The organism is Halorubrum aethiopicum (assembly GCF_001542905.1).
GTDB classification, from domain to species: domain Archaea; phylum Halobacteriota; class Halobacteria; order Halobacteriales; family Haloferacaceae; genus Halorubrum; species Halorubrum aethiopicum.
Genome location: NZ_LOAJ01000001.1, coordinates 1,810,176 through 1,836,124 on the forward strand (window position 1 = coordinate 1,810,176; position 25,949 = coordinate 1,836,124).

Annotated in this window: 28 protein-coding genes and 1 pseudogene; 10 read left to right on the forward strand and 19 right to left on the reverse strand. The window is 60.9% G+C overall.

The window, feature by feature from the left end; all coding sequences use genetic code 11:
- Window positions 1–46 precede the first annotated feature (46 nt).
- A complete protein-coding gene (locus AXA68_RS16725) occupies window positions 47–1,957 on the reverse strand; it encodes a hypothetical protein (protein ID WP_157884807.1) in 1,911 nt (636 codons plus the stop codon).
- A 239-nt stretch (window positions 1,958–2,196) separates the two neighbouring features.
- Window positions 2,197–2,492, reverse strand: a pseudogene (locus AXA68_RS17330) (IS6 family transposase); the annotation flags it as partial.
- Between the two features lie 36 nt (window positions 2,493–2,528).
- Between AXA68_RS17330 and AXA68_RS08505 the strand changes: the two are divergent.
- The 3 genes from AXA68_RS08505 to AXA68_RS16730 all read left to right on the forward strand — a co-directional run bounded on the left by AXA68_RS08505 (window position 2,529) and on the right by AXA68_RS16730 (window position 5,160).
- The gene (locus AXA68_RS08505; protein WP_066415340.1) at window positions 2,529–2,738 is read left to right on the forward strand and encodes a hypothetical protein; all 210 of its coding nucleotides are present in this window, start codon (window positions 2,529–2,531) and stop codon (window positions 2,736–2,738) included.
- 142 nt (window positions 2,739–2,880) lie between these two features.
- The gene (locus tag AXA68_RS08510; protein ID WP_066415346.1) at window positions 2,881–4,251 is read left to right on the forward strand and encodes a hypothetical protein; all 1,371 of its coding nucleotides are present in this window, start codon (window positions 2,881–2,883) and stop codon (window positions 4,249–4,251) included.
- 447 nt (window positions 4,252–4,698) lie between these two features.
- A complete protein-coding gene (locus AXA68_RS16730) occupies window positions 4,699–5,160 on the forward strand; it encodes a hypothetical protein (protein WP_157884808.1) in 462 nt (153 codons plus the stop codon).
- 72 nt (window positions 5,161–5,232) lie between these two features.
- Here AXA68_RS16730 and AXA68_RS16735 read toward each other — a convergent pair whose 3' ends face one another.
- Window positions 5,233–6,294 carry a hypothetical protein gene (locus AXA68_RS16735; RefSeq protein ID WP_157884809.1) on the reverse strand — a complete coding sequence of 354 codons (1,062 nt, stop codon included), beginning with the start codon at window positions 6,292–6,294 and terminating at the stop codon, window positions 5,233–5,235.
- Window positions 6,295–6,606: 312 nt separating this feature from the next.
- Here AXA68_RS16735 and AXA68_RS16060 point away from each other — a divergent pair, with 312 nt between their 5' ends.
- The 6 genes from AXA68_RS16060 to AXA68_RS08535 all read left to right on the forward strand — a co-directional run bounded on the left by AXA68_RS16060 (window position 6,607) and on the right by AXA68_RS08535 (window position 12,237).
- The gene (locus tag AXA68_RS16060) at window positions 6,607–7,758 is read left to right on the forward strand and encodes a tyrosine-type recombinase/integrase (RefSeq protein ID WP_157884810.1); all 1,152 of its coding nucleotides are present in this window, start codon (window positions 6,607–6,609) and stop codon (window positions 7,756–7,758) included.
- A gap of 424 nt (window positions 7,759–8,182) precedes the next feature.
- Window positions 8,183–8,323: a hypothetical protein gene (locus AXA68_RS16740; RefSeq protein WP_157884811.1), complete on the forward strand. Its 141-nt coding sequence runs from the start codon at window positions 8,183–8,185 to the stop codon at window positions 8,321–8,323.
- Between the two features lie 258 nt (window positions 8,324–8,581).
- Window positions 8,582–8,713, forward strand: coding sequence for a hypothetical protein (locus tag AXA68_RS17465; protein ID WP_269799191.1), 132 nt, complete (start codon window positions 8,582–8,584; stop codon window positions 8,711–8,713).
- 8 nt (window positions 8,714–8,721) lie between these two features.
- Window positions 8,722–10,371, forward strand: a complete 1,650-nt coding sequence (locus AXA68_RS08525) for a DUF7845 domain-containing protein (RefSeq protein ID WP_066418467.1) — start codon at window positions 8,722–8,724, stop codon at window positions 10,369–10,371.
- A gap of 592 nt (window positions 10,372–10,963) precedes the next feature.
- Window positions 10,964–11,689 carry a hypothetical protein gene (locus tag AXA68_RS16745; RefSeq protein WP_157884812.1) on the forward strand — a complete coding sequence of 242 codons (726 nt, stop codon included), beginning with the start codon at window positions 10,964–10,966 and terminating at the stop codon, window positions 11,687–11,689.
- Between the two features lie 32 nt (window positions 11,690–11,721).
- On the forward strand, window positions 11,722–12,237 hold the full coding sequence (locus AXA68_RS08535) for a 2'-5' RNA ligase family protein (protein WP_066415359.1): 516 nt from the start codon (window positions 11,722–11,724) through the stop codon (window positions 12,235–12,237).
- 111 nt (window positions 12,238–12,348) lie between these two features.
- Here AXA68_RS08535 and AXA68_RS08540 read toward each other — a convergent pair whose 3' ends face one another.
- The 16 genes from AXA68_RS08540 to AXA68_RS16755 all read right to left on the reverse strand — a co-directional run bounded on the left by AXA68_RS08540 (window position 12,349) and on the right by AXA68_RS16755 (window position 25,485).
- Entirely contained in the window at window positions 12,349–12,672 is a 324-nt protein-coding gene (locus tag AXA68_RS08540) for a hypothetical protein (protein ID WP_066415362.1), read from the reverse strand.
- The gene (locus AXA68_RS17335) at window positions 12,665–16,960 is read right to left on the reverse strand and encodes a beta strand repeat-containing protein (protein WP_232745090.1); all 4,296 of its coding nucleotides are present in this window, start codon (window positions 16,958–16,960) and stop codon (window positions 12,665–12,667) included. The genes AXA68_RS08540 and AXA68_RS17335 overlap by 8 nt, the downstream gene beginning before the upstream one ends.
- Entirely contained in the window at window positions 16,953–18,191 is a 1,239-nt protein-coding gene (locus tag AXA68_RS08555) for a hypothetical protein (protein ID WP_232745091.1), read from the reverse strand. Before AXA68_RS08555 ends, AXA68_RS17335 begins: the two co-directional genes overlap by 8 nt.
- Window positions 18,192–18,193: 2 nt before the next feature.
- A complete protein-coding gene (locus tag AXA68_RS08560; protein WP_066418474.1) occupies window positions 18,194–18,961 on the reverse strand; it encodes a hypothetical protein in 768 nt (255 codons plus the stop codon).
- The gene (locus AXA68_RS08565) at window positions 18,951–20,804 is read right to left on the reverse strand and encodes a hypothetical protein (RefSeq protein WP_066415368.1); all 1,854 of its coding nucleotides are present in this window, start codon (window positions 20,802–20,804) and stop codon (window positions 18,951–18,953) included. The genes AXA68_RS08560 and AXA68_RS08565 overlap by 11 nt, the downstream gene beginning before the upstream one ends.
- Window positions 20,801–20,983, reverse strand: a complete 183-nt coding sequence (locus tag AXA68_RS08570; protein WP_066415370.1) for a hypothetical protein — start codon at window positions 20,981–20,983, stop codon at window positions 20,801–20,803. The genes AXA68_RS08565 and AXA68_RS08570 overlap by 4 nt, the downstream gene beginning before the upstream one ends.
- Window positions 20,980–21,177, reverse strand: a complete 198-nt coding sequence (locus AXA68_RS16750; RefSeq protein ID WP_157884813.1) for a hypothetical protein — start codon at window positions 21,175–21,177, stop codon at window positions 20,980–20,982. The genes AXA68_RS08570 and AXA68_RS16750 overlap by 4 nt, the downstream gene beginning before the upstream one ends.
- On the reverse strand, window positions 21,174–21,407 hold the full coding sequence (locus tag AXA68_RS08575) for a hypothetical protein (RefSeq protein ID WP_066415372.1): 234 nt from the start codon (window positions 21,405–21,407) through the stop codon (window positions 21,174–21,176). The genes AXA68_RS16750 and AXA68_RS08575 overlap by 4 nt, the downstream gene beginning before the upstream one ends.
- Window positions 21,407–21,661, reverse strand: coding sequence for a hypothetical protein (locus tag AXA68_RS08580; RefSeq protein WP_066415374.1), 255 nt, complete (start codon window positions 21,659–21,661; stop codon window positions 21,407–21,409). The genes AXA68_RS08575 and AXA68_RS08580 overlap by 1 nt, the downstream gene beginning before the upstream one ends.
- Window positions 21,661–22,038, reverse strand: a complete 378-nt coding sequence (locus AXA68_RS08585) for a hypothetical protein (RefSeq protein ID WP_066415376.1) — start codon at window positions 22,036–22,038, stop codon at window positions 21,661–21,663. The genes AXA68_RS08580 and AXA68_RS08585 overlap by 1 nt, the downstream gene beginning before the upstream one ends.
- A 61-nt stretch (window positions 22,039–22,099) precedes the next feature.
- Window positions 22,100–22,378: a hypothetical protein gene (locus AXA68_RS08590; protein ID WP_066415378.1), complete on the reverse strand. Its 279-nt coding sequence runs from the start codon at window positions 22,376–22,378 to the stop codon at window positions 22,100–22,102.
- The gene (locus tag AXA68_RS08595) at window positions 22,375–22,872 is read right to left on the reverse strand and encodes a hypothetical protein (protein WP_232745092.1); all 498 of its coding nucleotides are present in this window, start codon (window positions 22,870–22,872) and stop codon (window positions 22,375–22,377) included. The genes AXA68_RS08590 and AXA68_RS08595 overlap by 4 nt, the downstream gene beginning before the upstream one ends.
- Window positions 22,872–23,333: a hypothetical protein gene (locus AXA68_RS08600; RefSeq protein WP_066415380.1), complete on the reverse strand. Its 462-nt coding sequence runs from the start codon at window positions 23,331–23,333 to the stop codon at window positions 22,872–22,874. Before AXA68_RS08600 ends, AXA68_RS08595 begins: the two co-directional genes overlap by 1 nt.
- 45 nt (window positions 23,334–23,378) lie before the next feature.
- The gene (locus AXA68_RS08605; protein WP_066415383.1) at window positions 23,379–23,870 is read right to left on the reverse strand and encodes a hypothetical protein; all 492 of its coding nucleotides are present in this window, start codon (window positions 23,868–23,870) and stop codon (window positions 23,379–23,381) included.
- Window positions 23,870–25,324 carry a hypothetical protein gene (locus AXA68_RS08610; RefSeq protein WP_066415389.1) on the reverse strand — a complete coding sequence of 485 codons (1,455 nt, stop codon included), beginning with the start codon at window positions 25,322–25,324 and terminating at the stop codon, window positions 23,870–23,872. The genes AXA68_RS08605 and AXA68_RS08610 overlap by 1 nt, the downstream gene beginning before the upstream one ends.
- Window positions 25,321–25,485: a hypothetical protein gene (locus AXA68_RS16755; protein WP_157884814.1), complete on the reverse strand. Its 165-nt coding sequence runs from the start codon at window positions 25,483–25,485 to the stop codon at window positions 25,321–25,323. The genes AXA68_RS08610 and AXA68_RS16755 overlap by 4 nt, the downstream gene beginning before the upstream one ends.
- A 266-nt stretch (window positions 25,486–25,751) precedes the next feature.
- On the opposite strand from AXA68_RS16755, the gene AXA68_RS08615 reads away from it, so the two are divergent.
- Window positions 25,752–25,937, forward strand: coding sequence for an AbrB/MazE/SpoVT family DNA-binding domain-containing protein (locus AXA68_RS08615; RefSeq protein ID WP_066415396.1), 186 nt, complete (start codon window positions 25,752–25,754; stop codon window positions 25,935–25,937).
- Window positions 25,938–25,949 lie beyond the last annotated feature (12 nt).

A 25,949-nucleotide genomic window follows, 5' to 3' on the forward strand; every position in this document is an offset into this window, starting at 1 on the left:
TACTCGGGTCTGAACGGCCGCTTGATGGATCATTGAGTGACATCGTTCAGTTGTGCTCTTGAAGGAGACTCTGGTCGGTGGTGTCTAGAATATCGCTTGTTTCCGCGGGTTTAGTGTCGGGGAGGTAGAGTGCGTTTAGCCCGGCTTCTTGGAGACCGGCTTGCAGGACATCCCGGACGAATGGTTGAGAGATAGTTCGGTAGAATTGTTGTTCGCTGAGTGCGGCGATTGTTCGAGGGACGAATCGTGCGTGATGGAGGGATTCGGCTCCAATGGCTGTTTTGAGAGGGTCTGGGATGGTTTGGAGGGCGTTCTCGACGCCGTGCCAGAGGAGTTCGTTTCCGACAAGGAGCGTGTTTCCGTCGCGGTGGTAGAGAATGGTCGTGTCGCCTTGGTTGTCGCACTCGTTGAGGACGGCTTGTGTGTCGACGGCATCGTAGAAGACGGCTGTGCAGGCGGCAAGAGGAAGGGTATGGAACGAGAGCGGCATATCTGGCAGTCGATGGTGATCGTTGAGGTTTGCGACCAGTTCGGGGAACGTCTCTGGGTGAAATGGGGTTTCTGCGAGGAGATACTGGATGAGTTGGTGGCGAATGTCTGGGTCGTTGATCTCGATTTCTGTGATGAATTTCTGAAAGACGTCGGGTTTGAGTGCCGCTGTGGGTCCAACGGTATCAAGTACTGTTGCAAGTGTGGTGGCGAGTTTTCGTTTTGGCTCTGGGGCGGTTGATGACGGCAGGTGGAATGAGTGTGTGTCGTCGGCTGTGGAAATTTCGATTTCTCGTCCGGTGTTCGGGGATTTCTCAGAGAGCACGATGTTGGTGGCGTAATAGGTGTCGTAGCGGTGGGTCACGTCGAATGAGACGGTGTCGCCAACCTCTGCACCATCGGGGAGCGCGTGAACCGCTATACAGACGGTGCTCTTATCGGGAGTTCTGATTCGACCGAGATATTGGTCTGGCCGATCAACGATAATTCCTTCAGTCGTGGTTGGTTCTTGGCCGAGAGCCGTTAGGACGGCCTGCGTTTGGCCAGCTAGCCACTCTCGTTGCGGTTCCGGAAGTTCTGTTTTGATGTTGGTAATTGTCCAGCGATTCGAGAGTGAGTAACCATCGACGAGGTGGAGTGTCCAGAGCAGGCAGGGAAGAACAGTGAGCAGGTTTGTCGCTTGCTGTGTCGAGAGCCGCTCGTTGTTTTGAACGACGCGTAGGAGTTCATCAGTCGTGATTCGAAGGCCGAATTCGTGGTCTGTTCCTGGGGCGATGGTTACTGGCCAGTCGAAATCCAGTGACTCCGGACGGCAGTCTGCGAGCTTCCAGGTAACACCGGCTGTACTGAATTGGAAGGAGGGAGAGCCGTGGTCGTTGACTTCGAAGGATCGTGGTGTGATCGGATGGTTGCGAACGAATTCGTAGACAGCGGAATCGAACGTAGCTGGGTGGCTACAGTCGGCGCGAAGTTGTTCTGCTCGCTCGCGGTCGACTGATTGTTCATCAAGGAGTTCTCCGAGCGCTGTAACCGTTCGTTTAGGGAGGGGATCCGGCTCGTGGTTCGTATTGGGATGGAGGGATTCGAGCTCGGATCTCAGGTCGTCGACAGCGCTTGGATTGAAGTCGTCGATCTCCGCGTGGTCAGCGGCTTCGTTCAGGATTGAATAGACACGGTCTAAACTTTCTGAGTTGAGGTCCGGGATATCTGTGTCATCGATTGGGTGGAGCCCGGTTTGTTTTGCAGGGTCACCAGTGCCATTACCCTCAGTCCAGTGAAGTCCAGCGTTGAAAAGGCGTGATGTGAGCTCATTCGGAACGCGATCACCTGGCTGGAAGCCGAGTGACCGGTAGATCTGTTCGGTTAGCGCTGGCGTTTGGAGTGGATATGGGTGTGGGGCGCTCCAATTGACGTTGACGTAGTAGCCCGATTTATGATACGAATCAGAATACTCGTGGAGGACTGGCATTGCTTACTTGCCCGGAAATTGGCCGAGGAGAAATACCTGAGTACACCGGTAAAGTGGTGACCTGACCAAGAGTATCCTGTCCGTTTTCGAAGTTCGCGCAGCGACTCCCGATCCACCTGTTTGCGTGTCGTGACCTGTATGATGAGTTTGAAGGTAAGGTGAAGTCGGAATTGGCCGACATTCGTACCGAGATTCAGACGGCAGAGTAATCGCCGAACGCTCTGGCATTGTTCAGATTACTAATTGAAGCAGGCGGCAAATGCTTGCAACCACGTTTCTACTGTGTTCGGATCGGCGTGTCTGAAGTGGTTGGCGAAGGCTTCGGTTCGACGTTTCAGTTTTTTAACACTCGTTCGACGGCACTCCGATTCTCGTAGGTGACGTGTTGGAATCGGAGTGAGTAGCGATGGCAGGCCGCCTGTAGCCAGGGTACACCATTGACCAGGAAGATCACGTCGTCAACGAGATGTTTCTCGCGGAGTTCTGCGAGGAACATCTCGGTCAGCGCTTGGGTCCTAGTCGGAAATAGTCGCACCTGGAACTTGAAGAGCAGAACAACATCTCGACGCCGTTGGCCGAGCGGGTCTCCGCGATCACCGAACGCGTGTACCGGGAACTCGAAGTGTTGCAGGCCTTCGACGAGTCGATCTCGCGGTCGGAGTTGGAAGCCGCAGTCGATCTTTCTCCCGAGGACATAGAGGAGGCTATCGAACATCTCGTAGAGAAGGACGTCGTCGCGGTAGACGACGACGTGATTGTTCGGAAGTCAACCAATCTTTGAGAGACGCAAGGGCGGCAAGAGTGCTTGCGTTTATCGGTTCCATTTCCCCAGCTAGCCCACAACCCGCCAATTGTCGTCGATACGTCGCCACGGTAGGTGATGTACGATGACATTTATGTGCGTACTCTAACATCTGTGAGGTATGTCCAACGCCGAGGGGGAGGAGTTCCGCAAAAAGATACGCGATGCGAGACACGACTCCGTAACTTCCGATCTTCTTGGAAAGGAGACGGGAGGGGTAATGGATGCACGGCTGAATGATGGGGCGCTTCTTGTCCATCTTCGAAGCTACGAGCAGCCACACTTCATCTTCCGCGGACAGAAGAAGACGCCCGAGGTGTACGGGTCGATCTCTCCGAGTGAATTGTCTCGATCACGACGCCACAAGGTGTTCCACGTCGTCACTGACGAGCGTTGGCTCTGCGTCGTCGGCAACTCGGAGGGCGATCAGACGCTATCGATCCCACTCGAAACCATCGAAGAGGCGAACTACAGGGAGGTTGATGGGATCAAGCCCGATATTGCCTCCCGAGTTTCGAAGTGGGAGGTTGCCCTCGAGACTGAGCTTGGATTCGTGCAAATTCCCATCGTCGACGACATTGATGAGGCGGATTTTCACGCTCTGAGCGAGTATCTAGGAGCTGAAGCGGACGTCACTATCGGAGAAATTCCGGTTGATTCCGACGAAGCGGGATACACGATCGACGGGATCGAGAACTACGAACCGAGCGAAGAGACGATCGCGAACCTGCTTGACAAGGTGCCACCTGCGGCTCGTGACGAGGCTGACGAGATCATCAGTGAAGCCGACGATGCCGCTGATCTGGTCAGGGACCTGAGATCGCTAATCAATGAGTACGAGGATGAGAATCGCTCGATCAATGACGTAGGCGCGGGCGCACAGAGTACTGACGATCTCCGAACGCAAGTTGCATCGAAGAGCGATAAAGTTCGAACACAGGCGGAGAGAGGTTTCGAGGAGGTACAGACCACTCTCAAAGAGACAGACTCAGAGGAGGTGGGTGAGTTCGCCGTTCAGACGGCGCGTGCAGCTGGGCCCGTCATCAGGTACGCTAGCGACCCGAAGCTCGCCCTGTTGGGGACGTTACTCGCTGCGAGTGCGGCCGGCGCCCGCAAGAGTAGCGATCGGCCTTCCATATTTGATGAAGTTGACCCCCAACAGCTTGCGGCTACTGCAAGCGCGATGGCGACGCGTGGAGGTGAGATTCACGAGGACGAAGGAAAGGGTAAGGCGGTTGGAGCGATTCTCGGTATGTCCAGCGAGATGGCGAAATCGATGGCACCCGAGGAGTACGCCAAATGGGTCACCCAAGCCGATCCGGAAGCAATTATGCAGGGTGCTGAAAAGGCGGCACAGCTGCATACGCAGAACGGCCGGGCGAACACGACGACGACACGCCTTGCAGGCGGGAGTTTTGGTCTTCTGTACGGATACACCGATCAAGCAGAGATGGACGACATCGAGATGCTGGAATCTGCAGACTCGGAATAGCTACTCTCTCTGAAATCCAATTTTCTGGGGCGCGATCAATCGCTGTAGACTACTACTCTAAGGTTCGATCTCCAGTTTATCGGCGGTCAAGGAGAATACCCCGGGGCTTGACCCCGAGGCGATTCACCGTGGTGTGCTCTGTTGAATATTTCTTCATTCTGACTTGTTTGGATGGTTAAAGTCTTGTTCGGTGATCCTGTGTGACTCTGAAACAAGGACCACTATTAGTAACAATTTTCTTATATTTCTTCTATATTACTTTTTCCAAGGTATTCAGAGATAAAAACATTTGAGTATAATATTCCGCCAAAGCACGCGAAGAGCAATAAAACCCAATTTAGACGAATCGGCGTAACAGATTTACAATTGTTTAAGTCAGTACGGGCGCTATTATGTGGTACTGGTACGTTAACGATAACAGTCTACGATCGGCCGCCGTATCGGCAAATGAAATCCGAACGTATCACAGAACACAAAAACATCAAAACTATGAAGTTAATCCGCTACGCTATCGTTCCAGGCGATACAGAGGAAGAAGCGATCGAACAAGCCCGCAACGCCTTTGGCAAGCTCTGTCAAGGCAATCGAGAACCGCGCAGTAATGACAGACTCGCAGTTTATCAACGATGTATATTGATCACGGACGCACCGACCGACGAGACTGGCATTTGGAAGACCGCCTCGCCCGAAGGAGTTGACCTACTCGAAGCGATCTGGGACGATATGATCAACGAGTTGCAAGACCTCCACGAGAGCGACGAAACCACCAATCCGCCCGGGTCACACCCTCGGACACGAAAATACCGTATCTATGATCAGCACGGTGGCGCCGTAGTGTGCGGACACCGAATGACGGACCTGGTGGAATCGGACGATCACTGGCTCGTCGCCGCCCAGTGCCGTTACTGAGCGACCGCATTAGTTCAAAATCACGTCAATCAGTCCCAGATTGTTTCGTACCCGGTGGGACGGATGACCCTCTCAGATATTTCTGTGACCCGGATTAATAGAGATCTTGGATGCTTCCAATGCCGTCTTAAGCACTTTTGTTGTCGATTCCATTGATTCTGGGGGCGTGAGAGGTCCATTCCACAGTAGTGTTACCGTCTCTAATGGGATCTGCGAAAGTTGGGTAAGTGGGTACAGACGGAGAAGGTGCTCAATGTTATGCCGCTTATGAACCTCTTCTGAATAATCGAAGACCGAATTAATCGAATTCTCCTGACGGATGTGATCAAGAAGTACGTCTGGGAGACTGAAGCTCGCAGACGGTCGTTCCACGTCAATATTCGATTTCGCGTACATCTCCAAGACCTGCCAGTCAACCTCGTCGTACGCCTTCTTTACGTCGTAAGGGACGTGGTGTTCAACGGCTTCAATGAGCGTCCCGTCCTCGTTTGGAATTTCTGGATGTGGGAGAGGGTAAACCGTGTAGTTCCATTGGCGCTGATAATGTGGTGTTCGTCTCCAAGAGGTATGAGAGACTCCTCGAAGCGATCGTTTCAAGAACACGCCACAGTCGGCATCAACGATATAATAGACAAGTAGATGACGAACCGTGTCCCCATCCTGTGCTTCGGCTGTCAGAGAATACATCCATGAATATGGTACATGGAAGTCTCCTACGTGGAACGCGACTTGAGCATTCGCTTCTGTCGAATCCGTTTCGAATTGTCCTTCCCAGAGGAGATGATCGTCAATGGTCGGGTCAATGAGATCGGCTCTTTCAGCGCGAAATTGACCGATAATTCGAGCTAATCTCGGATACTTGAGAACCATTTCCCGTACTGAACGAGTGTGTTTCGTAATCGCGGGCGACGTGACGCCGTATTGTTCTGCGAGTTCTTTGGTACTGAATCCGAATTCGTATCGTAGTAGATAACGTTCCGCTGCTTTTGGACCGATCCCGCTTACATCTGCGCTGAGTTCTTCAACGGCAGCGGTACATTCAGCTTTCGCAGCGTCGAAGTCAACATTCGGTTTCGACGTTGGAATGATCTCATCGAGAGATGTATCCACATCGTTCGGCGCGAAACCATCCATAAGCCTATGTCTCGTGGCTCGCTCATAGGTGTTCCCCTTAGAGGGTTACTTTTCTATATGGGATCGGTTATAATCACTCTCAGACCGATATAGATAACCCCTATAGGGTTAATTTTGAGTAAACTTTATAACAAACCAGATGTTATGAGCCAGTGAGGGGATGAAGTCACAGGTCATCAGAACGCGTCAGTGGAGGACACCCGTCTGCCAACGAGAGGTCCCCCACAGGTTCTGGCCATGGCTACATCCAGCACAAACCAGAACAATGCAACAGCAAACTCCTAACACAAAGACAGTTTCGGGGTGGTCACGTTGAAGCTCCCAGAAGAGCCGGGAGATTTCAACCCCACCGCCGCGGGAGAGTACTGGATCAACAAGCGAAAAATTGACCACACTGATAACACGATTCGCTCAAATCAGAAGGATCTTGACCCATTCCTGATGTGGTGTAACGAGCACGACATCAACCGAGTTGGCGATCTGACGGAGTGGAAAATCGAACAGTACGAAGACTATGCACACGCACGTGACGACTGGAGCGCAATCACGATTAAGAACAAGCTCCAGACGTTGAAGCAATTCCTTCGATTCCTCGGTGAGAAGGGAGCATTCGACGGGTACCTTCATCCAGCCGTCACTGTCCCCGATCTGGATCGTAGTCAAGAGGTGAATACAGAGAAGTGGGACAAGACGGACGCCCTTCCGCAGATTCGATTTATGCGGAATTCTCCGAAGTGGTATGGAACGTTCGAACACGCAGTGACAGAAATTGCGTGGTTCACGGGCCGGCGAGTCCAGGCCATCGCCGGTCTAGATCTCAGCGATTATACCCGGGACCCAGACGAGGAAGATCCCGCTGACGGCCCATACCTCGACTTCAAGCATCGGGCAGATGAGGGAACGGGCCTCAAGAACAAACTTGATAGTGAAGACCCAGTCGAAATCTCCGACGACGTCGCCGACGTCCTTGACCACTACATCGCTCGGGAACGGAATGATAAGCGAGACGAAAATGGACGTGAGCCGCTGTTGACCACTCGGCAGGGGCGAGCAAGCATAGGGAAGATTCGGGGAGCGATCTATCTCGCTACCCAGCCCTGCATCCGAATCGCGTGTCCACACGGTGAGAACGCAAAGAAGTGCGAGTACCGCAAGCGGGATCACGCCAGCAAGTGCCCCAGCTCGCGGTCGCCCCACCGAATTCGAACTGGGTCGATCCAGTGGCAGCTAGACCAAGGAATCGCCCCCGAAGACGTATCAGATCGAGTCGACGCGAGCGTGGATACGATTCGACGACACTACGACGTTCCCGACGACCGCGAGAAAATGGAGAATCGTCGCCGGAAATACACTGGGGTCCTCGAAGACTCGATAGACGAAGCCGATGAGTCCACAGAGCAGACTCAGTCTGAGCAAGGTGACGACGACTCAGACGCCAGTTCCGATCCCTCAACTACACTATGACTCGTCAAACAAGTCTGGTTAAAAATAGGTGTGGTGCTCTATGTCATTCCCCCTCGAAAACGGGCATAAATGGGGATCAGATTGTGCAAAAACGACTGGTTGGAGTCCCTCCGGCCCCATGGCAGTTTTCAGGTTAACTTATCACATCTTAGTAATAGATATTTAACGAAAAACAGGTCCGCAGCCGGAGGTGTCGGCGCGTGAGCCTCGGCCACTCCGGATCCTTCACCGTCACGAAGGACTCCGAGTTCCGTTGCGGGACCTGTAAGGCTCGGTGTACACGGAGCCCGAACGGCGACCTCGAGTACGGTCACCTCATCGGCTGCCCGAACCGCCCTGACGAGTTCGCGAAGAGTACCTCCGACGGTGGCCGGTACTACCGTGGCGAGGATACCGATGACGGTGCTGACGGGGGTGCGTCCGCGTGAGCGACGACGATCTCGGTCACGCGAGTTCGGTCGCCGACCAGCTTCGGCTCGCCGAGGAGAACGACAACCTCCCGGAGGACCTCGAGGAGAAACACGATCTCGACGCCGGTGACGAGGAGGGAGACGATGTCGAGTGAGTCACGCTCGGCTCCCGGCGTCGGTCACGCCGGACCGCTTCTCTCGGCGCGGTGTACCGGATGCGGGAAGCTCTCGGAGAAGCGTACCGCCGAGATCGTCGGCGAGCGGTCACGCGGATCGTTCCAGCACGTCTGTCACTCCTGTCAGTGCGTCACGTGGTGGAACGTCCTCCGTGTCCTCCAGGAAGAGAAATCTGCGGGGGGTGTCCAATGACGGGGTGCCCGCACCCTACGCAGCGCCCCAGCGGCCGTTGTGAGATGTGCGCCGTTGAGGAGACGTTCGACGGCGTCGAGTTCGACGACCTGGATGAGTACGAGTGTCCCGAGTGCGGACGCGGGACGTCGGGTCGCGACGTCGTCTGTTACCGGTGTCGGGGTGAGTCCGCGTGAGCGTCGACATGCCCTCGACGCCCGATGCGACGATCGGGACACTTCCCGATCCGCGCCTCGAGGAGCGCGTCGCTCCCCGGCCCGCCGCACATGGGGCGGCCGTTCAGGCCGTCTTCAACGACGCGGCTCGAGACCTCCCCGTGTACTCGGCGGTCCACCAGCTGTGGTACGACGTCGTCGGCGATCGCGACCAAGAGCCCGGCGTCGTCCTCGAGGTCGACCACGACGATCTCCCGTGGCTCGAGGCTCCGACGCCCGACCGCGAGTGGGTCGTCGTCCTCTCCTCGAGTCGATGGAAGGCCGGCACCGGGACGGGAGATGACTACTCGGCGTACTACAAGTACGACCTCACGCTCCGCGAGCGCGACGAGAACGGAGACCTGTACAAGACCGGGAAGGCGTGTTCGCTCCGCGTCGTACCACAGTTCTCCGATCTCAACTACAAGGACGGGAACAGCCTCACGCTACAGTACGGCGAGGGAACGCTCGTGCGCTGTTCGACGACGTGGGCCGATACCGCCGACGAGGTCGAGGGACAGATGCTCGATGTCCTCGAGCGCGTCCTCGACGTCGACCGCGGCCGGCTCCTCACCGATCGCGACGCCGACTCTCGGCGCATCGCGAAAGCCGAGGCGCACCATCGGTTCGATATCGGGTGGAAGCGCCAGGTCGTCGAGACGATCGACCAGACTCGCGAGCTGATCGCGTACGGCGGCATGTCCGAGATCGAGGCGCACCAGCTCCGTCAGCGCGAGGGATACCTCGAGGCGCTCCTCGACGCCGATCGCTGGCACCTCCTCGGATTCGAGCGGACGACCTACGACATCGAACTGAAATGCTACCAGGCCGCCGGCTGGGCCGACATTCCGCGGGAAGACCCGGCGCACCATCCGAAGCTCGAGGCGTCGTTCGCCGGCGTCGACGGCGACGGAGCGCTCCCGCACGTCGACGACTGGGAGGAGGTCATGTCGGTGCTCCGGTCGATCGTCTCGGCTCACCTCGACTGGTCCGGCGTCGGTCGCGACGAGCTCGTCGCCGACGACTATCAGCCCGGTCCCGCGAGCCCGGAGTACCGGTACCGCCACCCGGCCGGTCGTCGCGAGCAACTCCGTGAGCGCTTCGAAAGCGTCTCCACGGAGATCCACCGCGAGGCGTTGAAGGCTAACACGCGCGCGGTTTACGACATCCTCCGCGTCGTCGCGACCGAGTCCGGTGCGTCCTACGATACGCTCGAGGAACGGACGGGGCTCGCCCGGTCGACGATCCGGTACCACGTGACCCGGCTCGTCGACGTCGGCGTCGCCGAGAAGGTCTCGAATCCGGTGCTCGTCGTGTTCCCGTCGCTCGCGGTTCTCGAGGAGGCCGAAGACATCCTCCGGACGATCTACCCGGACGACCAGGTAGACGACATGAAGGAGCGCGCCGAGAAGCGGCGCGACCGTCGCGAGGAACGCGACGATCCGGGCACCGTCGACGACCAGGAGGAAAGTGACGACCAGGCCGACGAGGCCGGCGACGGAGATCGTGGTCGTTCCGAGTGGGCGTACTTCGAGGACCTCTCGTTGAAGCCGCACCAGCTCGCGACCGCGCTCGAGCGCGAGTACCTGGACGGTGACGAGGTCCGCGTGCGGACGGATCGTCGGACCTGGGTCGAGTAGCGGCGCTCCGCGTCACGCGTTCGCCGCGGTCGACAGCCGCGGCTCCGTCTCTTTTTTGCGTCTAACCAACGATCCGCTCCTCTTGACCCTCGATGTTGGTTTACTCGGCGTGTCGTCGATGTCAATCCCGCGCCGATCGTGCCTCCGAGAGGATTACACTCGATACCGAAGTGTATTTTAAAACATAACGATTCCTAATAGTCATTCGCGGATCGCGCTTTTCGAGGCGTCGAGCGTCGCGAGACCGGCGGGTAGAGCGTTTGCGGTGCGTGGGTAGGTTAGCGGGTGTCCCTACGGGTGTAGCCCCTAAGGGGGGAGACAATAACGGCCGGAGCCAGAACGGCTCCGGCCTACCGCCACATACCGCTCCGCACGTGGAACCTACAGAACGGTCGTAGAACGCCCCTTCAGCCGAATCAACACGGCCTCGTGGCTGACGGTACCCCGAGAAGGAAGGTTGTCAAGAAGCCTTACACGGCCATGTCGCCGGCCCCGACTGATTCTTCTAGGCCGAAGCCACAAATCGTGGAACTCGCCTCTATCTTCCCTGAGAGCGGCAACAACTATGTTCCACTATTCACAGGGATAGCGTATGTCCGGGGAGATCGTGGAGCCGGAAGATCCTGATCAAACCGCTCTCCTCTCGATGTATGATCAGCTGCGGCAGGAGGTTCGTGCTCATGGGAAGCGAAAGACCCGCCGAAACCTCGGCTCGTTCACCGTCATCGGACTCATCGTGGGCTATATATTCGCCAGCAACGGGGATGCGCGTGTCTTCGTTCTCGTCCCTTACGTACTCGCCTTCCTGTACCTGGCACATATCTCTTCGGTGAATTACGTGATCCAACTGGCCGCTCTCCTCGCACTGATCGAGACACAGATCGATGTTCCCGGCGCGGAATACGAATATTACCACGGTGGACTTGACATCGACACGAGCACCCGATTTGATGAGGTTGATGGAGTGGATCGCAGCCAAGAGGAACTCCAAGAGACGGTACAGTCACACGTCCGAGGAACGATGAACATACTTGCGGTTGTCGCTTATTTTGGCGCTTCTATTGCCGGCTTCTATATTCTCTCGACTCAGGGCCTACCAGAGATGGGGATGGAATCATTTCCGGAGGCGATCCCTCTTGCCGCTCTAATCCTGTTATCACAGAGCCTTCTCTTCTACCCAGTCTGGGCCTCTTGGGACGCATACGTAGATCATCGAAAAGTTCTGAGCGCCAACGTCAAAGGCGCATATAAGGGCGAATTAGAGGGAGATATGGCCATATTACACTCAGAGAACTGTTCAGGCGATAGTGAAGGCTGAAATATTATACTCACTCTCGATGAACCACCACTATGTCTGATATCTATTCGATTTGGCTCCAGCCGGATCAGGACTCCAATGAATACCATCGCTTGAGTGAATTGATCGACCACTACTCACAACGATACGACGACGCGCCGATCTTCGCGCCCCACACTACTCTTCTCGGTGGGCTGTCCGATGATCAGGATACGATCACTGAGACCACGCGAACTCTCGCTCAAGAGCATGAACCGTTCGAAGTCTCCTTTCCCCGCGTTCACTGCTCAACGACGAGGTACCAGTGCGTCTTTCTGTTGGTAGAACCGGTTCTGGAGCTTCTGTCCCTCTATGAGGACGCCGTAGGAGCGTTCGAAGCTGGCAGTGAGATGTACGTCCCTCACCTGAGCCTCATTTACAGCGATATGAGCCTCCAAGAGCGATTGGAGCTGGTTGAAGATATCAAGTCGGAGTCGATGCCTGGTACGGCTCTTCTCGACACGCTCGTCGTTGTGGAGACCACGGGAGACGCCAAAGAGTGGGAGACGATCGCGGAGTACGAGCTCTGATCTCGGATCTAGAAGCGAGTTGAGGGCATTCGTCTTGGCGACCTCCTGTTCCACACGAGACTTCTCGGGATCACCAGTCTCAACGAAGGGGTCGTCAGCTCGTGACCGGCGTTACGCAGCCACTCCCTCAAGCCAGCCGAGGAGGAGCTCCAGAACCCAGCGCCCGACCGTGTCGTAGACCGTGCGGCCCGCACCCAGCGCGTCGCCGACGATCTCGCCGACCGGCGGTTCCCAGTACCCGAGCGCGACGAGCGCTAACAGCGTCACGACGACCGCCACCGCGACCGTCGCCGTCGACGACGCCGCGCCGACTGCCGCGCCGCCGATCGCCTTGTACCGACGATACCGGAGCAGGACCACCACACCGATGATGGCGATAAACAGCGACTCCCCGACGTGATCGCCGAGGAAGCCGATGATGAGTGGGTCAGCCATCGTCGTCCTCTCGAGCGTCGATCTCGAGGCGCGTCACGTTGTCCGGCGTCGACGCCTCCGCGCGCCACGCCGACAGTGCTCGCCAGCCGAGCAGCACCGCGCCAACCACGATGATCACGCCCGCCTCCTCGGCGATCGTCGTGAACGTCTCCGGCGCGAGCTGCCAGATGCCCAGCACTGCGACTACCGCGGTCGAGCCGGCCCAGATCCGGAAGTCGAACGAGTCGAACTGCTGGAGCACGAGGAACATCCCGACTGGGACGCTCCCCGCCGAGATGATCAGCCGCTCGGTGGCGGTGAACGCCCCCGACGTGAGCAACCACACCCCACCGCCGAGCGTCAGCGCGGCGAGCACGATCTCGTTGTCGAAGACGCGCTCGAGGAGCCCGCCCGCTCGTGACGCCACGCCGATCGCCGCGTCCGCGGCCGCATCGCTGCGGGTCCCCTCGTCGAACAGCCCCGTCCGCCGCGAGATCACGGCGAGACCGAAGAGTCCGGCGAGTCCGAACACGAACACGTCAGTTCCCGGCAGCAGGCCTCGGAGCCCGCTAAAGCCGTTGAACGGTGACGAACTCGTCACCATCGGACCACCGCCACCACCGCCGACGAACCCGGAACTCCCGCCGCCTCCAGAGCCGCCAGCGGTACCGTCGTCCTCGCGGAACTGGATGATCCGCGTGCCTTCCGTGTCCTCGGTCGACAGCGTGAGCGGACTCGATGCGATCCCCTGATCGAGGACGATCTCGTCGGTTTCGTCCCACAGGACGTACGGTTGTCCGTCCGTGGCGTTCAGATGCGTCACGTCGTAGTCGTCTCCGGTCCGCTGACCCGGACTGACGCGGTAGACAGGCTCCGTCTCGGAGAGCCGGCCGTCCGGGATGTCTACGTCGATCGCGCCGGTGTTGACATCGAACGCGAGCGGGAGCGTCCGGATCGCCGTCTCGCCGTTATCCGGCGCGTTCGGGATCCGCATCTCGTTCACGCCGCGTCCCGTGAATTGGGTCGCTTCGGAGCTGTCCCACGACGTATTCGCGAGATAGTGGAGCTGGCCGCCCTGTGCCGTCTCCCCGACACGGAGGTAGACGTCGTCTGACGGGTTCGAGAGCCGGATTCTGGAATTCAGGTCCTCGCCTTGGTCGGTCGGCTCGAGGACGGTCATCTCCGCGCCCTCGACCTGAACCTTCGAGCCGTTCGCCGTGACGGTCGTGGTCCACCCACCTTCGACATCGCCGAGGTCGACGACGACCGAGCCGTTCGTCAGCTCGTAGTCGGGCGTCGGCCGCGGGCTCGGCGTCGTCCCGCTCTCGTCGGTGTACTCGACGGAGACATCCCGCACGGCGATCACGCTGTCGGAGGCCCACGGGATGGTGAGCGTCGCGTTCGACGTGTTCTCCGTCCACGACTTCGAGACCGAGTACCGCTCGGAGAAGGCCTCAGCGGAGTACGAGACGGTGCGGCTCTCGCGGATGTCGTGTGAGAGGCTCACGCCGACTTTCGGGATCGGTGATCCTGCGATCAGCGAGCTGTCGTTTAGCGCGATGTCGACTGTGTTCGTTCCTTCCTGGATCCACGCATCCTCTCCGCTCAGTGTCACCGTTTCGCCTTCGGCGACGACGCCGTCGTGCGACATCGCGTTGCCGTTGAGCGAGACGGTCGGGTCGATCGTCTCGGTCACTTCGGTCCACGAGACAGCGGTGTCGACATCGCCGCCGGTGGAGATGTCGAGCGACTGTGAGCCGGTCGAGAGGTCGACCGACTCGGAGTACGTCTCGCCGTCGCCGAGGACGCCGGCGTATGAGACGGTCTGTCCGTCGACCGTCACTGTCGGGTCCTCGGTCGCGGTGACGGCCGTCCACGAGGCGTCAGCCGTGACTTCCGAGCCACCGTTCGTCGAGACACTCACCGAGTTCGAGCCGGGGGAGAGATCGCCCCCGGAGAGAGTGACTGTCTCTCCTTGTGAGAGGATACTCGAGTGGGAGACCGTCGACCCGCCGAGCGTGACTGACGGGTCCTCGGTCGCGGTGACGGCTGTCCACGACGCGTCGGCGGTGACTTCCGAGCCGCCGTTCGTCGAGACGCTCACGGAGTTCGAACCGGGAGAGAGGTCACCACCAGAGACCGTCGTCGTCTCTCCCTGTGTGAGGATTCCGTTGTAGGACGCGGTCCCGGAGCCGAGAGAGACCGACGGGTCCTCCGTCGCCGTCACCTCCGTCCATGAGGCGTCATAACTGAGCCCGCTCGATGCCCCGGAGTAACTCGCGGAGATCGATTCGGACCCTCTCGAGAGGTCCACGTCCCGAGTGATCGATCCGTCGAGCGGTCCCGAGTGCGTTATCGTTGACGACCCCACATCGACGGAGAGATCGGTCGGAGCGTCCGTCTCCGTCCATGATACATCATAATTTACTGACCCATCCACGCTAATCGGGATCGTGTTTGAACCGTCCGAGATCGGGACTGTCGTCGAGCCAGTCGGGGAGATCGTGGTGCCGTCGACAGTCGCCTCACTCGGTGCTGCGAACGATAAGACAATATCTCCGCCGGAGCTTCCGTCACCGATGCGGCTTGCGCTATCACCCACCGCGTACATCCGAACGGTGAACGGTCCAGAATCTAATGAAACTGGTAAGTCGCCCGAGTCGAACGTTTCGGTCGTAATGCCCGACCCCGAGCTTGTCTCGATTGTTTCGGTGGTTCCGAGTGATTGGCCGTCCTGGAGAATTTCAAAGTATTGTGCCGGTTCACTACCATAAATGTCATTATTATTCAGGTCAACAATAATTGAATCAAGCTGTCCAGATGCCTCTGCGGTAAATTCTAAGTCGGTGGAGTCGTCTGTAGCAACGTAGACTTGGTCAAATCTGCTGATGCTTTGCGCCTGTGGGTTCGATAGGTCGACCGTCGCGTCGGAGTGACTCACACTCCCGCCGACTCCCGAGATCGTCGCCGAGCCCGAACCCGTGATCGTCCCGGATTCACTCCGCGACTGTGTTGTGGTGTCTCCCGTGAGCGTGACCGACTCCGAGGTAGGAGCCTGGTTCCCACCGATGTCGAATGAGTCGCTCGCACCGTCCGCGAGCGACCCGCTCGTCGACCCGCTCGACGTCGTCTCGACCCCCGTGAGCGTGACCGACTCGCCCTCCGCGTCGACGTTGCCGCCGACCGAGACGCCCGTGCTTGAGCCGTCCGAGAGCGTTCCAAGCGAGGCCGAGCCCGACGCGGTCGTCTCGACGCCGGTCAGCGTCACGCTCTCGTCGGTCGCCGGCTGGTTCCCACCGACATCGACGGTCGTGCTCCCGCCATTCGAGAGTGTGCCGAGCGAGGCTGAGCCCGACGCAGTCGTCTCAACACCCGTCAGCGTCACCTCTTCGTTCCGCGGCGCAGTCGTCCCGCCGACGGTCGCGGTAAGTGACTCGCTTCCCGAAACGGTCGACGAGGTCGACATCTGTTTTGTGTTCTCGACGCCGGTCAGTTCGACCGAGAGGTTCTCGCCGCCGTTCGGTGCTTCGTAGGTGATCGTGTCGCCGTCGGTCGCCGACTCGGCGCTCACCTGGAGCTCGCCGTCGAAGGTCACCGTGTTGCTCGAGAAGCCTTCGACGTAGAACGCTGCCGAGCCGCCCTGAACGCGGATCGGAGCCGAGTAGCTCCCGTTCGTCTCGTGGTCGATGTAGGCACGAGCCGGCACCTGTCCGAGATGCTGTTCGAACCACGACGTGTCGATCGCCACCCAGCGACCATCGTGCGTGCGGTCGTCCTCGAGAATGATCGCCGGCTCGCCGTCGACGACGCCCGTTGTCACAGCCATCGTCTGACTACCGGCCGAGGTCTGAATTTGCTTCGGCGCGGCCGGTGCCGTACCGGGTGCCTCGACCCGGCTCGTCACCACCTGCCGATACGTCGGCTGCTCGTCACCGGTATCGGACTCGTCAGCTGTGCCGCTCGGTTCCAATGTTTCGGGCGTCGCCGACGGTGTCTCGTCATCGACCGTCGTGTTCCCGGTCTCGGGTTCCACGCTGGGACCGGTGTCGCCGCTTCCGAACGGCGCGGCCGGCACCGCGATCGCGGCCACGAGCAGCACGCCGGCGAGCAGCAGCGGCTTCACCGCACCCGCCGGTACGTGGATGCTCGAGACCGTCCCGCGGAGCTGCGGCGCGATCTCGTCGACCGACTGTGAAATCGCGCCTCGAACCCGCGCCAGGTACGAGACTAGCGTCGCTTTCAGCCACGCGATCAGCTCGCGATATCGTTCCTCTTCGTCGTCGGCGTCCGTATCCGTGTCATTAGTCATCGGCAGGCCCCCCCTGTGATGTCACTTCCCCTCGCGCGCGGGCGTAAGGCTGTGAGAGCGAAATCTTCAGCCAGCGACTGTCATCTTCCGGAAATTCGTGGATATCGTCCCACGATATCGGGTTGAAGCCGCCTTCCGTCCAGAAGATACAGTGACCCACGTCTCGCCTCGAGAGGAGATCGTGCTTCATCGGGATCTGGTTGAACCCGAGCGGCGGCCGATCGTTGTTCTCTTTACACGGGTTCGCCGTGCCGTCGGGCATGTTCACACGCCACTGGATGGTTCGTCGGATCTTCGAGTGGAGATTCTCCTCGTGATGGGCGAGGAAGAACAGCGAGAAGTGGAACTTCCGTGAGTCCGCCATCACCCGGCGGAGTGCGTTGACCTTCTCGTACGTCTCGTGACGGTCCGCTCGAACGTTGTCGGGAGCGAAGTCCGCCGTCTCGTCGAAGATCAGCGAGACCCAGCCGTACGGCCCGTACTCGAGCTTCGCAATACAGTACGCGAACCACCAGTGAACGAGTGGCGTCGCGTCGTCTCCCTCCGTGGCGTTCCACTTCGGCGTCCACTCGACGGGCTGTGCCATGTAGTCGGACTCGGCCATGATCTCGCCGCAGCCGCTGAACGACGGGTCCGGATAGACGACGTTGAACGTCCCCGGCTTCAGCTGCTCGTTGACGTCTCGTGGGTCCTCGTAGTAGATCACCTCACGGACGATCTCTTCCAAGTCCGCGCTCTCTCCGTCGAGATCCTCCGTAATGACCTTCGGTTTCCACGTCGCATCGACCTCCGCGTTCGCTGGGAGGAACAACCGTGTCCACGGCTTCAGTGGAAGCCACTCCGAGCGCGTCGGCGCTCCGCGCCAGACGACGGCCTCGTTGTTGACCTCCATGAGGCGAGTCGCCCAGTAGAGCCCCCACGTCGACTTTCCGGAGCCTTTCTCGCCGACTGCGAGCCAGTTCGTCCCGCCGACGTGGCTCGTTCCGCGGTCTTCGGTCCGCGTCTCGTGAACGAGACAGTTCGGGTACGGATCCCAGTGGTAGTCGTTCGCGAACGGTTCGATGCCGAACCGACGGCGGATGTTGTCCGCGTCGGTGTTCTTGTTGTGCCAGCCCGTAGGCTTCGGCTCTGGGTCCGGGAAGTCCGGATGCGTCTGCTTGGTGTTCTCGCCCCATGCGACTCCGTCTGGCGGTCGACTCTGACGGCCGCCGTCTTGATGTTCTAAGCTCATCGTTATCCTTTCTGGAACTCTCCGGGGTCTTCGTCGGTCTCTACGTCCGACCGCTCACTCCCGTTGAGCGACCGTGCCGCGCTGAAGAACGACGGCATGATGATACCGATCGCGAACCGATAGCGGACCGACAGCGCCTCTCTCGACTCCGTATCGAGAAGTGCCTCGAGCATCACGGGCGACGAGACGATCCGTTCCATCAGCCGCTCCGGTTTTTCTCCGTTCGTCGGAGCCGACAGGCTCCGGACCCAGCGCCCGAGCGCCTCTCGGTCCTTGAAACCAACCCACAAGCTGTCGAGCGCGCTCGCTTGGGTCTCGTCGAGGATCTTGAACGCGGGACGGTTCAGCGGGTTCTTTTCGTAGCCGTCGGCCGTACCCTCACGATCGGAATCAGAATCGATGGTTTCCGTTGCCCGTTCCCTGAACTGGCGGTACGCCAAGTCACACGTCTCGTCAAGGCGCTCGACGAGACGACGTCGGACGTACTGTGATTCGGGATCTGAAGCATCGACCAGATGTTCCAACACCCCAGCCAGTGGGAGCATGTGCTGCGGTTCGAGGACCGCCCCCACGTGCCCGAGCGTCCGGATACCTGCCGCTTGGTACCACACGAGCGCCTCTCGATACGTTCCGAACCCGTCGCTCAGTGGACGTATTGGCGGGTTTCGGTGGTTGTCGCCATCGTACAGTAGCCGATCCTGATCACGGTCGAGCACGTCGAGCGCCCGCCGCGTCGTTCGTCGATCAGGTGTAGACTCGTCAGTCGTCATCGTCACCTTCCGCTTTCCGCGTGTCTTCGTCGCTATCCGCCAGTGCCCCGTCCGTATCCAAGCCAGAGCCGGCGTTGGCGTCCATCCCGAGCACGTCGAGATCCATGCCGACCTCTCCCTCCGAGAGCTGCTGTACGAGCGTCTTGTTCCGACGGCTCTCGATCTCACGGGCCTCCAGGGCCGTCCGGGATCGCTCGTTCCACGCGACTTCCTCGAGCTCGTCGATCGTCTTCGCGTCGGCGTGCTCGCTCTGGAGCACCGTCAGCGACGCGTCGGCCGTGATGTCGTGTCGCGGTGCCGGTTCGAAGCTGATCGAGCCGTCGACCGCCTCGTAGCTCTCGATCGCGAGGAGCACGACGCCGATGAACGCGCCGACGAACGGGACGTTCGCCACCGTCCCGCCGACGTGCCAGCCGATGAGCGGCAGCGCCAGCACGCCGATCGTCAGCAGCGCGTAGAGCCCTCGCGTGATCGGCGAGAGTTTCTCGCCGTCGGCTGGCTTGGGAAGCCGATGCCAGACCGGCATCCGCCGCCGGAGGTGTGCCGGCCGGTGGTCGACCGCAGTCTCACCCTCCGGGTCGACGTACACCTTCTGCGAGGCCGACCCCGATACTCGGACCCGCGTCCGAAGATCGGAGAGGTCGAGCTTCGCGGCGCTCGAGAACAGCCTCGCGAAGAACGGCCGGATCCCCTTCTTCGGGAGGAGCCGTCCACCCGTCGGTGCGCGGACCGTCGGAAGCAGCTTCAGGTCCTCATACAGCTCATCGAAGTAACCGTCGTCGTCGAGCCCGACCCTGTCGGTCACGCTCGAGGCTGGCCCACTCCCTCCGTCCGGCACCGCATCCGGGTCGGCCTTCTCTTCGGACTCGCCGCGCCGGAGGCTCACCGCCTCGGTGAGTTCTTTCCGCTCGAAGGCGATCCGTTCGAGCGGGGGCGACATCCGAAGGCCGCCGCCGTAGGCGATCGGGAGCAGCGACATCCCCATCAGGATGTCGAGGTGCTCGACCACGACCGCCAGCTCGTAGTACAGTCCCGCGAGAGCGAGCAGGATGCCGACACCGGAGACGAAGCCCCACGTCCCGAGCGAGTACCCCGGACCGCGGCCGGTTCGCTTGAGCGTCGCTCTCGCGCCCGAGAGACCGATCACGATCGCTCCGATCCCCGGTAGGATCGCGGTTCTGAAGACGTACCACCAGGCGTCCGCCTGCGTGTCGATCGCGACCTGCTGGGACGCCGGGGCTGAGGCATGGCCGAACCGCCAGCGCGCGCCGTCGACGAGCTCGCCGTCGCGTTCGAGCCACATCGTCGCCTCGACGCTCTCGTTGTAGTGGGAGTTCAACGCGATCGGCGCGGTCGCGTAGCCCGACTCGACGTCGACCGTCACGCGCTGAACTTCCTGGTCGGCCGCGTACTCGACGGTCGTCCCGTTCACGGTCTGACTCGCCGGCTGCCAGTAGACGATCACCGCCTCGTACTCGCCAGTCGACTGCGAGCCGAACACGGTCGAGTAGAGCTCGATCTGGTCGGTGTTCAGCGTCGTTCCGCGTTCGAGGTGGACCGGCTCGTTCTCGAGCGGCCCGGCCGGCGTGTACCGGATCGCCATCGCTCCGCTCGGCGGCGAGCCGCCCACGTAGCGGACGGCAGGCGGAGCCGCTGCCGGCTGGTTCCCGCCCGTCCGCAGTTCCGAGATCTCGAACGGGCCGGGCGGCTCGAAGTCGACACTGCTGTTCTCGACCTGTGGTGCTGGTGCCGCGGCCGCCATCGCGGGCATCGCCGCCCCGAGCGCCGACAGCACACACAGGACTGCGAGGCTTGCCGCGGCGACCGCGGCACCCCGAGTCATCGAGCGCCCTCCGTAGCGATGTACTGTTCGGCGAGTACAGCTGCCACGAGTGTCAATCCGATACCGACGAGAAGCGCGTACGGCCCAAGGTGCGGAAAGAGGGCTTCGGAGGTTGCTTTGATCGCACTCACGATCATCTCGATCGGCGCTATCAACAGCGCTACGAACGCCGAGATCATCGGTTACCCCCTACGTCGACGACCTCGGCACCGTTGTCCGACTCGCCAGCTCGGTCCCGCTTGATCGCGACCAGAATCGCCACGATCCCGAACAGCCCGATTGCGAGACCCGCGCTAGGTCTCACCAGTGTTGCTCCAGCTCCCATCGAAAGGCCGAGACCGAGCGCCGCGAGTTCGTTGTTCGTGAACGTCATCGAGCGCCCTCCTTTTCGAGTTCGTCGAGTGCGGCCGACTCGAGATACGCGTCAGCAGCGCCGAGCCCGAACGCGAGTAGGCCACCGGCGATCACCCAGTTTTCGAGGAGCGTCGACGGGCCGGCGGCGAACGTCTGGACCGCGAGGTAGAACCCTATGAGTGCGAGTCCGAGACTCACCGCGATACGGCTCGGTGTCGGCTCGTCGTCCCACAGTCCCGAGACCGCCATCAGGCGTCACCCCACACAGCCTCGTTCTCTGGCTCGGCGTCGAGCAGCTCATCGATGTCAGCGAACTCCTCTTCGCTGTGTTCGAGTGAATCCGCGAGAACTCGAAGCGCCTCTGACGGAGTATCACCTGCGCACGGTCGATCGAGTCCCTCGGCGTCGACTCGCCAGCGCTCTTCAACGCTGTCGTCGGCGCGGTTGCGTGCGTGGTACCGCTCCAGAACCAGATCGATCTCGGCATCGTCGAAGCCGGGCATCAGTCGTCACCTCCGAAGACGGCGTAGCCGATCATGAACACGACGACCCCGATCAGCAGGAACTGGACGCCCGTCAGCGACCCGAGGAACCCGCCCGTGCCGAGCGCGCCGGCGATCCCGGCGACAGCCGCGACCGCCCACCCCGGATCCGCGAGGATCGCGTTCACCAGCTCGTTCCCGTACTGGATGCCGACGCCTGCACCGAACACGCCCGCGGCAGCCGTCGACCGGAGGCCGCGGGAGGCTGCCGAGCCGGCCGTCGACGCCGCCGAGCCCGCGGTCGAACCGGCCCGCGAAGCGGCTTCACGGCTCTCCTCGAGGCCGACGAAGTACACCAGCGCGCCGACCGCCGCGAGGCCGAGCGCGAGCGTCAGCATCGGTGCTCACCTCCATCTCTCTGCGTGCGATTCCACTCGGTTCGTCCGCTGTCGTTGTGTGTCATAGTTCTCGATCGATGTTGCTGTAGATCTGCTGTCCCAGGTACGCCAGGAACACCACGCCGGCGGCGACCACGGCCCATTCGCCCGCGTTCGACGGCGGGAGGACCTGTGGAAGCGTCAACGCGGACAGTGAGATCACCGAGAACAGCTGCGGCCCCGACGCGATGAGCGCGTCCGTCAGCGCCCACACGACCTCGGGGTTCAGCAGCGCGGCGATCCCGCTCAGTCCCGCGGTGAGCTGGGCGAGCGGATCCTCTGCGAGTTCTTTCAGTGTCATTCTGTGAGCCCTCCGAGCTGGAGGAGGTCGGCGACCACGTACACGATCCGTCGGAAGACGACCAGCGCGACGACGATCTCGGTGGTGACGACCACGGTCACGACGATCGGCGAGAACGGACCGGCCGCTCCCGCCGCCTCGAAAATGCCGCCGTTGATCGTCCGTACCGTCGAGATCAGCGCGTCTCCGAGCGACGCCCCGACTCCGCCGATGTCGCCGGCGATCGCCACCGGAATGTCCGCGATCCCGAGCGTCTCGCCCGGTGCGTCGAACCGTGCCGGCTGCGATCCACCGAAGATCAGCAGCACGGTGTCGATGAACTGGGAAACGACGCCGAACGCGCCCTCGAGCAGCGTCGTCAGTACCGCACCGAGGATGAATCGCCGAGGATCGCTGGCGAAGTCGACGATCAGGCCGACGAAGTCGGCCAGCGGCTTCAGATCGAATATCCAGGTCGGAAGCGGTGACCCGCCGTCACCTCCTTGCGCGGACATCACGACACCTCCCGGATGCGGTCGATCCCGCGTCCCATCACCCAGAACGAGCCGACGACGACGCCGATCCCGATAGGATACGCGAGCGGGCCGAACTGCGTCAGCGAGAACGACCACGCACCGCGGATCGCCGCGATACCACTCCCGAAGATGACGTCGATCAGGCCGTCGAACTCCTGCTCGAAGCCGCCGACCGCGTTCGGGTTGTTGACGAACTCCGTACCGCCGGCGAGGAAGCCGCGGACCCCGTCGACGATTCCCGTGTAGGCCTCGGTCAGCCCGCTGATGATCGTGTTCGCACCCAGCGCGACCACGAACACGATCGAGCCGGCGATCGCTCTCCCGACGCGCCCGGCGTCGATCCCGGACGCCAGCCCGAAGCTGACGCCGTCGATCGACTCGGTCCCAGTGAGGAACGACTCCTCTTGGTCATCCGTCAGCACGTCGTCGCCGTCAGCCACCGCTCACCACCCCCGCATGCGGGTTGGGTCGCGATGGCTCGAGCATCAGTTCTCGTCCTCCTCTCCGTCTTCGGTGACCCCGACGTCGATCGGTCCGATCGCGGGGATGTCGGGGAACCCAGGGATCGCGAGCGTGTCACTCGTGTCCTCCTGCTGGAGGTACGTCGAGATCAGCCAGAACGAGCCCAGCACCACGCCGGTACCTGCGATCAGCGCGAACGGTCCGAACTGTGCGCTGATCGATGTCGCCGATGTCTCGGCGGTTGCCGAGATGATACCGAGCGGCTCGAGGATGGTCGCGTCGATGAACTGACCGATAGCGGCCGTGATCGCGTCGAGCGGTGCGACGACCAGCCCGATGATGCTCTGGATCAGGTTGATCCCGCCGGTCGCGACCGACACGAGCGTGCCGAAGATAGCGCCCTGGAGCAGCGTTCCGAGCGTTCCGTCGGCGTTGAGATACCCGATGGTGCCCGTCAGCACCGTGTTCGGGCTCGGATCGTCTCCGGACGGCAGCTCGTCGGCTGCGGACGACATTACGACCCTCCACCGCCGCTGAACAGGCGGAACCCGACGAAGCCGGTGATCGAACTGACGATCAGGCCGGGGACCGACAGGAGCCAGCTGATGATCCCGCCATCACCCGACGACATGACCGCCGCCCCGCCGCCCGAGGCCGCGCTCTGGATCGCCGAGACCTCGTCGTTCGTGAGCACGACGTCGTAGCTCACGACGTACGCAGTCCCTGGCGAGACGGTCGAGTCGAGCGTGATCTCGGTCGACCCGTCGTAGCTGCTCGCGACCGACGTGTAGTCGATCTCCGAGAACTCCGTGTCGTCGCTTCCCTCGGCGATCTCGACCGCCTTGTAGCGCTCCGAGGGAAGGTTCGGCTCGTCGACGAACTCCGGACCCGAGTAGCTCAGATCGAACGCGGTCGGCAGTTCGAGCCGGAACGCGATCTCGCCGAGCTGGTCCCACTGCGGGTAGTCGCTGGTCGGGCCGAACTCTGCGGACACGTCCTCGTCGTCGGTGATGTCGGACGCCTGGAAGACCGCGTCGACGGTGACGCCGTAGATCGTCGCGTCCGACATGACCTCGTCGAACGTGTCCATGCCGGTTACGGAGTAGGAACCGCGCGGCTCAGTGATCGTCACGGTCTCGAGCTCGTCGTCATCGTCCGTGTCCTCGAGGCGCTCACCGAAAGTGAGAGCGCGCGTCCGCTCCGCGTCGAGGACGGAAACGTCCACGTCGGCGTCGCCGGAGATCGTGATCTCCTCGGTTGAGCCGAAGGAGCCGTCTCCAGTGCCTGCGACGGTGAGGTCGCCGACCTGCTGCTGGAGGACCTTCCCCTCGCCCGTGGAATTCGCGAGAACGCTGTCGTCGCTCGCGGACGCCGCGGAGTCGTAGAGCGTGATCTCGACGTAGTCGCCGTCACCGTCGGTCAGCTGGAGCGTCGGGGTGCCCGACGCCGAATTGATGTCGGCGGCGATCGTGAGGTACGACTTCTCGCCGTCGTTCACCGAGAAGTTCGAGTAGGTCGCCGAGTCGGAGCTCGCCGAGCCGGCGTAGTTGAGCGCGTCGACGCCCGGCGCGGTCGACGACTCGCTCACGGTCGCTCCCGAGGTGGTCCACTCGCTCGAGTCGAGCGCGGACGCCGAGTTGTCCGAGCCCTCGTCGTTCTTCCGCGGGGACTCGTTGCGGTCCGCGAAGTCGATGTTCGTCGCGGTCAGCGTAATCGGGTTGTCGTTCGACTCGTTCACCGAGGCCGGCAGAGTGGCCGGGTGGCCGGCATCGTCGTAGTACTCGACGGCCGTGTCGAAGTCAGCGTTCGACCACTCGTCGATCGTGACCTCGGTCGCGATCTCCGGGTTCGGCGTTTTGGTGTCCTCTCCCCAGCCGATCCCGCCTGCGGCCATGATGGGCGTCGCGACCATCGACGAGAGCACGGCGAGCGCGATCAGCGCCGCGAGTCCGGTTTTCTTGATGTTCATACGACTCCTCCGTAGCTACCGCTTTCCATTCGTGTCATGAGTTTCTGAAAACAGCCGTGTTCGACCGCCAGTTCCTCGTCGATCGGGTGGTTCGCGCGGAACTTCTCGAGGTAGTCGGCGAACGCCTCGCCGACCACGATCCCGTCAGGGAGACGGCTCACTCGCCGGTCCCCCAGATGCGGGTGGGGATCACGCGTTGCCCCCGTGGTTCCGCCAGTCGGTCCACCGTTTCGGCTCGCCGTCGGGCTCTTTTCTGGAGCCCTCGTCGTCTTCGGTCATGCCTTTGACAGCCGGTCCGACACTCGGTCCGACATCCGAACGTCGCCGCCGCCTCGCCTAAATCACAGAAATTTGGGAGGTTTCAGAGAGGATCTCCGAGATTCCGTCGGTTCTATCGATTTATTACGCGAGAATCAGGAGAGAGGCCATGGGAATCCAGGACCGGTTCGCCGACTGTCGGACCGCTCAGGAAGGAGACGGCAGCGTCACGGTGACGATCCCGCGACCGATCGCGGAGGAGTGGGAGATCGAACAGGGAGATCAGATCCCGTTCTTCGCCGAAGAGGGCTCGGATACGGCGGAGATCCGTCGACCTGGTACATCGTCCAATTAATGGAGATTTTTG